Source organism: Drancourtella sp. An12, assembly GCF_002160935.1.
Lineage (GTDB): Bacteria > Bacillota > Clostridia > Lachnospirales > Lachnospiraceae > Sellimonas > Sellimonas catena.
On record NZ_NFLO01000025.1, the window covers coordinates 47,770 to 57,642 of the forward strand.

The 9,873-nt window shown below is 43.0% G+C and carries 8 protein-coding genes; 2 read left to right on the plus strand and 6 right to left on the minus strand.

What is annotated here, in order from left to right; translation table 11 throughout:
• Nucleotides 1-183: 183 nt before the first annotated feature.
• On the plus strand, nt 184-852 hold the full coding sequence (locus B5E64_RS16100; protein ID WP_087169476.1) for a cupin domain-containing protein: 669 nt from the start codon (nt 184-186) through the stop codon (nt 850-852).
• A gap of 127 nt (nt 853-979) precedes the next feature.
• Here the strand turns inward: B5E64_RS16100 and B5E64_RS16105 are convergent, their stop codons facing one another.
• The 6 genes from B5E64_RS16105 to B5E64_RS16130 form a co-directional block, all read right to left on the minus strand.
• The gene (locus tag B5E64_RS16105) at nt 980-1,951 is read right to left on the minus strand and encodes an ABC transporter ATP-binding protein (RefSeq protein ID WP_087169477.1); all 972 of its coding nucleotides are present in this window, start codon (nt 1,949-1,951) and stop codon (nt 980-982) included.
• On the minus strand, nt 1,941-2,996 hold the full coding sequence (locus B5E64_RS16110; protein WP_087169478.1) for an ABC transporter ATP-binding protein: 1,056 nt from the start codon (nt 2,994-2,996) through the stop codon (nt 1,941-1,943). Before B5E64_RS16110 ends, B5E64_RS16105 begins: the two co-directional genes overlap by 11 nt.
• A gap of 13 nt (nt 2,997-3,009) precedes the next feature.
• Nucleotides 3,010-3,933 carry an ABC transporter permease gene (locus B5E64_RS16115; RefSeq protein WP_087169479.1) on the minus strand — a complete coding sequence of 308 codons (924 nt, stop codon included), beginning with the start codon at nt 3,931-3,933 and terminating at the stop codon, nt 3,010-3,012.
• Nucleotides 3,934-3,947: 14 nt separating this feature from the next.
• Entirely contained in the window at nt 3,948-4,868 is a 921-nt protein-coding gene (locus B5E64_RS16120) for an ABC transporter permease (protein ID WP_087169480.1), read from the minus strand.
• A gap of 149 nt (nt 4,869-5,017) precedes the next feature.
• Complete coding sequence (locus tag B5E64_RS16125; RefSeq protein WP_087169481.1) at nt 5,018-6,649, minus strand: peptide ABC transporter substrate-binding protein; 1,632 nt, start codon at nt 6,647-6,649, stop codon at nt 5,018-5,020.
• A gap of 16 nt (nt 6,650-6,665) precedes the next feature.
• Nucleotides 6,666-7,736 carry a Xaa-Pro peptidase family protein gene (locus B5E64_RS16130; protein ID WP_087169482.1) on the minus strand — a complete coding sequence of 357 codons (1,071 nt, stop codon included), beginning with the start codon at nt 7,734-7,736 and terminating at the stop codon, nt 6,666-6,668.
• Between the two features lie 194 nt (nt 7,737-7,930).
• Between B5E64_RS16130 and B5E64_RS16135 the strand changes: the two genes are divergently transcribed.
• Nucleotides 7,931-9,646 (plus strand): IS1634 family transposase, encoded by a 1,716-nt coding sequence (locus B5E64_RS16135; protein WP_087169483.1) that lies wholly within the window; start codon nt 7,931-7,933, stop codon nt 9,644-9,646.
• Nucleotides 9,647-9,873 lie beyond the last annotated feature (227 nt).

Below are 9,873 nucleotides of genomic sequence, written 5' to 3' on the forward strand. Positions count from 1 at the left end.
ATATTTTTATTCGATTGTGAAGCTTTTATCAGAAATTATTGTCACATTTTTATCATTTGTGAACTTTGTGAAATATTTTACATTTAATGTTTCATTTTTATGAATAGACAGGCAGCATGGAAAAGGTTGACTTGACAAAAAAAAGTCAATATACTGTTATTACCAAAGAATGGGGGTTATATTATGAACCAGAACGCAAGTATCGGAGAAAAAATCAAAGCATTACGTACCTCACAGAATATGACGCTGAAGCAGCTCAGCGAAAAGACGAACCTGTCCACCGGATTTCTCTCCCAGATGGAACGGGGCATGTCATCTATAGCAATCGACACACTGGAAAACATAGCCGGAGTTCTCGGCGTAAGTCTTACCAGCTTTTTCGACGAGGAACCGGTAAAGGATATTTCAGATCCTGTTGTACACAGTTTTGCCCTTCCGGCAGTACAGGTCGGGCCTCAGATCATCCAGCATATTTTAAGCCACGATGTTTCTTCCTTCGATTTTCTTCCAAGAATTTTTACCCTGCTTCCACTTGCCAACACAGCAGAAGAAAATCTGGAAATGTATACGCATAACGGCGAGGAGTTCATCTATATTCTGGAAGGCATTGCCACCATTCAGGTGGGTTCTTCCCAATATACGCTGTATCCGGGTGACAGTATCCAGATTCATTCCAATGAAAGTCATAACTGGATGAATCACACAAACAAGGTCGTTCGGCTTCTTACCGTCAACGTACCCAATCCATTTCGTCATGCCGAAAGCGGACATATTATGCCGGATGATCTTGAGGGAACAGGTTCTGATTTTTGGCATCAATATCAGACGGCAGCCGATTATCCGGAATATTAGATTTGAATATAGTGGTCCAGAAGCGAACCGCTTAAACGAGCATAACCGTTTCGTCATCAAAAAACCGGGAGGAATCCACAGATACTGCGGATTCCTCCCGGTTTTTAATGAATCACTCTTTTTTCTTTTATTTCTCATCCATCAGATGACACGCTACCTTGTGTCCCGGACATACTTCTCTTAATTCCGGCACTTCATTAAAGCAGCGGTCCGTTGCAAATTCACAACGTTCTGCGAAACGGCAGCACTGTTTCGGATTGATCGGGCTTGGGATCTCTCCTTTGATCGGGATACGGCGGTTTGCTTTTGCCTTATCCGGATCTGCCTCCGGAATCGCGGAAAGCAGTGCTTTCGTGTACGGATGCTGCGGATTGCTGTAAAGCTCTTCTGTCTCTGCCTGTTCCACAATCATTCCAAGATACATAACAACCACGCGGTCGGAAATGTATTTAACGACACTTAAGTCATGGGCAACAAACAGATATGTCAGTTCCCGCTGTTCCTGAAGATCTTTCAGCATATTGATAACCTGAGCCTGAATGGATACATCCAGAGCGGAGATCGGTTCATCACAGATAATGAACTCCGGATCTACCGAAAGGGCTCTCGCGATACCGATACGCTGTCTCTGTCCACCTGAGAACTCGTGCGGGAAACGGGACATATGGTCCTTGTTCAATCCGACAGTTTCCAGCAATGCCTCTACTTTTTTGTCAATCTCATTCTTCGGGGTTCCATGCTGCTTTAATCCCTCTCCTACGATTTCTTTTACCGTCATACGGGAATTCAAAGATGCATACGGGTTCTGGAAGATCATCTGTACCTTCTGACAGAACTCTTTCTGCTCTGCTTTGGAAAGCTTTGTAATATCTTTTCCATCGTAAATGACTTCACCTTTTGTCGGTTCGTACAGACGGATCATGCAACGTCCTGTCGTGGATTTTCCACATCCGGACTCTCCTACCAGTCCGACCGTCTCTCCTTTATAGATATCAAAAGAAACATCGTCTACCGCTTTCAGTTCGGCATGCCTTCCCACTTTGAAATATTTACATAAATGCTTTACCTGAACGAGAGGCTGTTTTTCCTTATTTTCCATCTTCTGCCACCTCTCCTTTCTCTACTGCTACGGCTCCTTCTTTCTTGAACTCGGTATCCGGAGCATATTCATGCTGTAACCAGCAGTTTGTGATATGTTCAGCTGATAACTGATATGTATACGGCGGATTGTCCTTGCATACATCCATCGCATACTCACATCTTGCCGCAAACGGACATCCTTTCGGCGGGAAGAACAGATCCGGAGGCGTACCTTCAATCGGTTTCAGTCTCTGACCTTTCTTCGTATCCAGTTTTGCGATAGAATCCATCAGTCCTTTTGTATACGGATGAGCCGTATTGTAAAAGATTTCCTGTGCAGTTCCCTGCTCTACAACCTTTCCGCCGTACATAACAACGACGCGGTCACACATACGGGCAATAACACCAAGGTCATGGGTAATCATGATAATGGATGTTCCAAGCTTTTCTCTCAGCTCAAGAAGCAGATCCAGGATCTGTGCCTCGATTGTAACATCCAGAGATGTCGTCGGCTCATCACAGATAACAAGGCTCGGCCTGCTTACAAGAGCGATCGCGATCATGACACGCTGTTTCATACCGCCGGAAAGCTCATGCGGATACTGGCGGTAACGTTTCTCAACATCAGAGATACCTACCAGTTTCATAATCTCCAGTGCCTTTTCCTTAACTTCCTTTTTTGAAACACCTGCCCGGCCAATGAACACCTCTTCGATCTGTGCGCCGACTCTCATTGTCGGGTTCAAGGATGTCATCGGATCCTGAAATACAAATCCGATATCTCCTCCACGAAGCTGTCTAAGCTCTTTTTTGTCCATCTTCAGGACATCTTTTCCGTTAAACAGGATTTCCCCGCCTTCAAAGAATCCCGGCGGTTCCGGATTCAGACGCATGATACACTGCGCTGTAACGGACTTTCCGCATCCGGACTCTCCTACAATTCCGAGGATCTCCCCTTTGCGTACTTCAAAGCTGACATCACGGACAGCCTTTACTTCCCCACCATAGGTGTGGAAAGAGTACACAACATTTTTTAATTCAAGAAGTTTCTCTTTTTCTGCCATTTATCCGTTCCTCCTATTCCGTTCCACGCAGTTTCGGGTCAACCGCGTCTCTAAGTCCGTTTCCAAGAAGGTTCAGCGCCAGCATTGTCGTACAGACAAAAAATGCCGGAATCAGGATCTGATGCGGATAGTAGCGCAGGTACTGAATTCCCTCTTTACAGATAACACCCCAGCTACAGTCAGGAGGTGTGATACCAAGTCCGATGTAGGACAGGAATGCTTCCTGGAAAATGGCTCCCGGGATTGCCATACAAAGGTTTGTAATTAGCATTCCAAGGATATTCGGAATAATATGACGGACAATAATGATAAAATCTGGTACTCCAAGTACCTTTGCCGCCATAACAAAATCCTGCTCTTTGATCCGGTAGACTTCACCACGGACAAAACGGCAGGTGCCAATCCAACCAACAATACACATTGCTACAATCAATGGGGCAACACCTTTTCCAAGTACCATCATAACGAGGATTGTAATGATAAGACTTGGAATTCCATATAAAATATCAACAATTCTCATAACAATCATATCGAGCTTGCCGCCATAGAATCCGCAAAGCCCTCCAATAACAGCCCCAACACACATATTCAATACGGCTGAAATCAGACCAATTGTAAGCGATACACGGCCGCCCATCCAGATACGTACCCACAAGTCACGTCCCGTAGAATCACATCCAAACCAGTGGGCTGCTGATATCATTGCATTCTTAGATTCAACATCCATTTCTGACTGTGTATACTGGCTGAACATCGGTGCAAAAATAGCAAGCAGTGCATAAAGCACAACGATGCAAAGACCAATAAATGCTGTTTTATTTTTACGAAGCCGTCTCCAAGCATCCGACCAAAAGGAAAGAGACGGACGGCTGATACTCTCCATGCGGACAGTATCTTTTCCTTTGATCACAAATTGTTCTTTCTTTAATTCTGCCATGTCTCTCACCTACCTTATTTCTTTCCAATACGTACACGTGGGTCAGCAACACCATATAAGATGTCGACAATCAGGTTACATAATACAAGGAAGATACCATAGAATACTGTCATTCCAAGTACCATGGAATAGTCGTTATTGGATACACTTTCTACATAGTATTTTCCCATTCCAGGAATCGCAAAAATAGATTCGATAACAAATGTACCTGTCAATACAGAAGCAACAGTTGGTCCCATGACGGTCATGACCGGCATAATCGCATTACGAATCTGATGTTTACATGTAATTCTCAGCTCTGATACTCCATTAGAACGTGCTGTCTTAATATAATCCTGGGATGTTACCTCCAGCATACTTGCACGCATAATACGTGATACCGATGCCAATGTATAAAAAGCAAGTGCAAAGGCAGGCAGGATTGTATATTCAATTCCTTCATACTTTGCAACCGGGAACAATCCCCATTTGATTCCAAAGAAATACTGGAGCACTGCTCCCATAATAAAATCAGGAATACTCGTTCCCAAAACCGCAATAATAACGCAGAAGAAATCCAGTTTTTTTCCTCTGTTCCGGGCCGAAATAATACCTAATACTAATCCAATCGCAACTGCCATTACAAGTGCACGTATACCAAGATCAGCCGAGAACGGGAATGTCTCACCGATAATATCATTGACTGTTCTATTCGTATACTTCATGGAATATCCGAAATTCCCATGAAGCAGGTTCATCATATATGTCCCATACTGCACGATCATTGGTTTATCAAAGCCATAGTATGTCTCCATATTTGCTCTTATCTCCGGGGTTAGTTTTACACTTGTAAAAGGCTCACCTGGCATTAGACGCACAAGAAAAAATACGATAGTTATCAATACCCAGACCGTCAGAATGGCTGCTACCACTCGTTTTAAAATATATTTTGCCATCCTTCATCCTCCTGTTGTAAGCAAGATGATCCAGGAAAGATCAGATCCCCACCTTTGGGCTTTCCTGAACCATCTCTATTTTACTTAACATTCTCACTGCCCGGCTTCTCTTTCCGGGCAGTGGAAAAAACATATTTTAAATTATTGTTTTAAGCTTCAATATCTGCATAAACCCAGTCAATGTTGATACTGCAATAGAAGAAGTGCAGATCTTTTACATCATCATCAAGCAGGTAGTGAACTTCACGTTCTGCCTGCGGAAGGAATGCTGCGTCATCGACAATAATCTGTTCTGCCTGATGAAGCATATCCATACGTGTTGCTGCATCTGTTTCTGTCTGAGAAGCATTCAAAAGCTGATCTACCTGATCATTCTTATAATGAGAGTAGTTCTGAGAGCAGTCAGATTTGAAAAGTTCCAGATAACTGTATGGATCATCATAGTCAGATCCCCATCCAGCCCATGAAATTTCAAAATCACCTGTCTGCTGACGGGAAAGTACTTCATTATATGTTACCTGTTCAATTTCAACATTAATTCCGAGCGACTTCTTCCACATTTCCTGACAAACTTCAGCCTGTTTCTTGGAATTGTCTGAATCAGTTGTCAGAATAGTTACTGTAATATCAGATGGTTTTGAATATCCTAATTCAGATAAAGCTGTATTCAGATATTCTTTCGCCTTATCTTCATCACCGTCCAACGGATAGGAATTCAGATTAGATTCTTCACCATATGTACCATTTACTCCGCTTAATCCAGAGAATACAAGGCCATTGCTTGGTTTAAAGTAACCATTGTTTACAAGCTCATTATAATCATTTCTATTCAATGCATAGTTTAACGCAAGACGGAAATTCTTGTTTTCAAGAGCCGGATTACTTCCTGCCATGTTGAAATAGAAGAAGTCTACATTACCATTCAGGAATGTATGGTCTTCGCCTTTATGCTGATCAATAGATGCTGTCGGAAGCTGAACATAATCCAAATCTCCATCCTCATACATTGCAACAGCTGTTTCTGTATTTTGAACATAACTTAATTCTACGCGGTCCAGTTTGATAGAGTCCTTATCCCAGTAATTTTCGTTTGGTTCAAATACCCATTTCTGATTTTGAGAACTTTTAAGAACATAAGGACCTGAATATACATTTTTCTCAGCATCTGCAGCAAAATCTTTACCATACTCTTCTACAATATCCTGACGAAGAGGTGCATACTGAGCCGAAGAACCAATCAGACTTAAGAAATATGCTGTAGGATGTTCGAGAGTAACAACTAATGTTGTGTCATCCTGTGCTACAACCCCCAATTCACTTGGATCCATCTGATCTTTTTCTATTGCATATCCATTTTTCAAATATTCCCCAATAAACGCGTACGGAGCTGCTGTATCCGGATTCATCAGCCTCTGCCAGCTGTAAACAAAATCCTGAGCTTTAATCTGTTCTCCATCACTCCATTTTGCATCCGGATTCAGATGGAAGGTGTATGTAAGACCATCATCTGAAACTTCCCATGACTCTGCAACACCTGGAGTAATCTCTCCACCTGTGTTGCGGACAAGGCTTTCAGTAACAGCATGCTGAATTTCATTATCCGGAATACAGTTACCTTTTGTTGGGTCCAGAGTTGTTGGCTCTGTATTCGTAGAATAGCGAAATACCTTTCCATCACTCGAACTGTCATTACTGCTCTTGCTTCCAGGTGTGCCGCATCCGGCAAGCATGGTTCCTACCATCACTGTTGCAAGCAGCGCCGCAAATACTTTTTTCTTCATAATGTGTCCTCCTTTTTTAAAGCTCTATTAACTCATGTGTAGCACTTATCAGGTTTTCATATCCCTTCGCTGTGACAAGTCCCTGGTCTTCGACCCGGACACCGCCCCATCCCGGTATATAAATCCCCGGTTCTACCGTCATAATGTTCCCCTCCTGGAGAACATCTTTGCTGTTGCTTCCGATAAATGGAAGCTCATGTACGAACAGGCCGACGCCATGGCCGATCCCTCCGTAATTGTATTGCAGATACTCTGTGTCCTTGATCGCTTTCAGTGATGCCTCATAACACTCGGTACCTGTCACTCCCGGCTTAATCGCCGCCTCTACATCTTCGGTCATCTGACGGCAGAGATTGTAGACTTCTTTCTGCTTCTCTGTCGCCTTTCCGACTACAACAGTTCTTGTCATGTCAGAAAGATAACCATTGAACTGACATCCGTAATCCATCAGGACGAAGTCACCGTATTCGATGGCTTTGCTGGACGGAATGCCGTGAAGAAGTGATGTCCTTGCTCCTGATATCAAAATCCCGCCGTACGGCTTGGTGTCCGCTCCTTCCATTACCATGTAATGGGAAAGTCTGGATGCCAGCTCCTTTTCTGTCATTCCGACACGGATATCTTTAATAATCTTATCAAATGCTCTGGATGCAATCTCACATGCTGCTCTTAGATATCCTTCTTCTTCGCTGGTCTTAACAGAACGGAACTCTTCGATCACATTAACCGTCGGTACCATCTCTGTCGCGCCCTGGCTCCGGATAGATTCATAAAAAGAGAAGGTGAGATAATCTTCCTCAAAAGCAATTGTTTTTGCCCCTTCTTCTGACGCCAGTTTCTGTACCGTCATTCCGATCGTATTGTTCGGCGTCCTCCAGTTGACCACTTCGTAATCAGGACATTCATAAGATGCCTGTTCTGTATAACGTGGATCAGTGATGAAGAACTGCTTCTTCTGTGTAATGAACAGATAAGAATCTTCACCGGTATAGGAACTGATGTAACGGACATTAGCTGGCTTGGCAATAAAGAAAGAATCTACCTTCTTCTCTTCCATATATATTCTCAGCTTCTGGATAGTATCCATCTGATTGTACCCCCTATCTAAAATGTATATTTATATTATCCACAGTTTTGCAGTAACATATGTTCGCTTATAGCTTGAAATCCTTTTGTATGGCGGCTTACAAGCTTTTTTTATTTTTTAAATTCGTCATATTTTACTAGCGTTTTGTAACGTTTTGTGGTATAATAAGTATTATATGAAATGGAGTGCTTATTATGTATCTTAAAAAAACACCGAACTCTCATGGCCGCATCCGGCTTTCTATTGTTGATACTTATTACGATAAAGTTAAGAAATGCTCCCGCCAGAAAACCGTAGAATCTATCGGCTGGCTCGATGAACTGGAAAAGCAGTATGAGGATCCGATTGCTCATTTCACAAAACGTGTAGCGCAACTTAATGAGGAAAAAAAGAAAAAGCAAGCCCCGATTCACTTTACTTTCTACGATTCCGACAGGCTTCGCATTGATGATGACCTGCGGAAAAACTTCGGCTATACCGCATTGAGCCGGATCTATCATGAACTCGGCATCCATACCTTCCTGACCAACCGGCAGCGCCACTCGAAAGAACAGTATGATGCCAACGCCATTATGAAGATGCTTGTTTATTCCCGACTCCTTTTTCCTGCTTCAAAGAAATCTTCTTATGACGGCCGGGAACGTTTTTTTGAAAGATCGGATTACTCCCTGGATGATGTCTACCGCTGCCTTTCTTTTCTGGACAAACACAGGGAAAACCTGCAGATATGGATGAATGACAGGATTAAAAAGAATTATGGCAGGGATACCAGCCTGATCTATTATGATGTTACAAACTACTATTTCGAAACAGATGAACAAAACGACTTCCTTCACAAAGGCATTTCCAAAGAGCACCGGCCAAACCCGATTATACAGATGGGCCTTTTCATGGATAACAGAGGAATCCCCATTACTTACGAACTCTTTCCCGGCAATACCAATGACTGCCTGACCTACCGGCCAAACTTCGGGCGCATCAAAAAACAGTTTGACCTTGGACGTGTGATCTCCGTTGCTGACAAAGGCATGACGACAGGCGATAACATCTGGTACACGATCAATACCCCTACTCATGATGGATATGTTTTCAGCATGTCCATCAGAGGATCTGAAAAAGGGATCAAAGACTATGTCCTCAAAGAAGAGGGCTACGAGTGGCTTGGCACGGAATATAAACGAAAATCCCGAAAATCCCCAAGAACGATCCTGGTTACTTCTGTCACCGGCAAAAAGATGAAAAAGCAGGTGGACGAGAAACAGGTCGTCTTCTGGAGTGAAAAATATGCCCGGCGGGCAAAAGCCGAACGGGAAACCGCACTGGCAAAGGCCAGAGATCTGGCACAAAACCCGGGGAACTACACAAGAGCCACTTCCTATAGGGCAGCAAAATATGTCAAAAAAATAGACTACGACAAGGAGACCGGTGAGATCCTTACCTCCTCATCCATACTGGATATTGATGAAGAAAAGATCCGTGAAGAGGAAGCACTGGACGGTTACTATATGCTCCTGACCAGTGAAATGGAGACATCGGATGATGAAATCATCGACATGTACCGGGGGCTATGGCGGATCGAAGAGTCTTTTAAGGTGACCAAAAGCGAACTGGAAGCCAGACCCGTATACGTCTGGACAAAAGAACATATCGAAGCACATTTCCTGACCTGTTTTGTAGCCTTGACGATAGCAAGGATACTGGAAAATAAGTTGGAACGAAAATACAGTGTCGGAAGAATCCTGGACTCCCTGTCAAAAGCAGAATGCAGCCTGCTCCAGCAAAACTATTATCTATTCGATTACTATGATGAGGTACTAAAAGAGATTGGATCGATTATGGATATTGATTTCGGAAAACGTATCCGTACGCTGGGAGAAATAAAAAAAATTTTGGCAAAAACAAAAAAATAGAAAAAACACCATGAAAAAATGACAAAATAACAAGGCCGTAGTCCCGCATAAATACTGGGATTACGGCCATTTTTAATTCTCTTTATCTGCAAAAGTCAGGAGATAAGAATCTTCACCGGTATAGGAACTGATGTAACGGACATTAGCTGGCTTGGCAATAAAGAAAGAATCTACCTTCTTCTCTTCCATATATATTCTCAGCTTCTGGATAGTATCCATCTGATTGT

Coding starts and splice junctions, on each gene's coding strand:
- B5E64_RS16100 (WP_087169476.1), top strand. CDS start 184: ATGAACCAGAACGCAAGTATCGGAGAAAAAATCAAAGCATTACGTACC.
- B5E64_RS16105 (WP_087169477.1), bottom strand. CDS start 1,951: ATGGAAAATAAGGAAAAACAGCCTCTCGTTCAGGTAAAGCATTTATGT.
- B5E64_RS16110 (WP_087169478.1), bottom strand. CDS start 2,996: ATGGCAGAAAAAGAGAAACTTCTTGAATTAAAAAATGTTGTGTACTCT.
- B5E64_RS16115 (WP_087169479.1), bottom strand. CDS start 3,933: ATGGCAGAATTAAAGAAAGAACAATTTGTGATCAAAGGAAAAGATACT.
- B5E64_RS16120 (WP_087169480.1), bottom strand. CDS start 4,868: ATGGCAAAATATATTTTAAAACGAGTGGTAGCAGCCATTCTGACGGTC.
- B5E64_RS16125 (WP_087169481.1), bottom strand. CDS start 6,649: ATGAAGAAAAAAGTATTTGCGGCGCTGCTTGCAACAGTGATGGTAGGA.
- B5E64_RS16130 (WP_087169482.1), bottom strand. CDS start 7,736: ATGGATACTATCCAGAAGCTGAGAATATATATGGAAGAGAAGAAGGTA.
- B5E64_RS16135 (WP_087169483.1), top strand. CDS start 7,931: ATGTATCTTAAAAAAACACCGAACTCTCATGGCCGCATCCGGCTTTCT.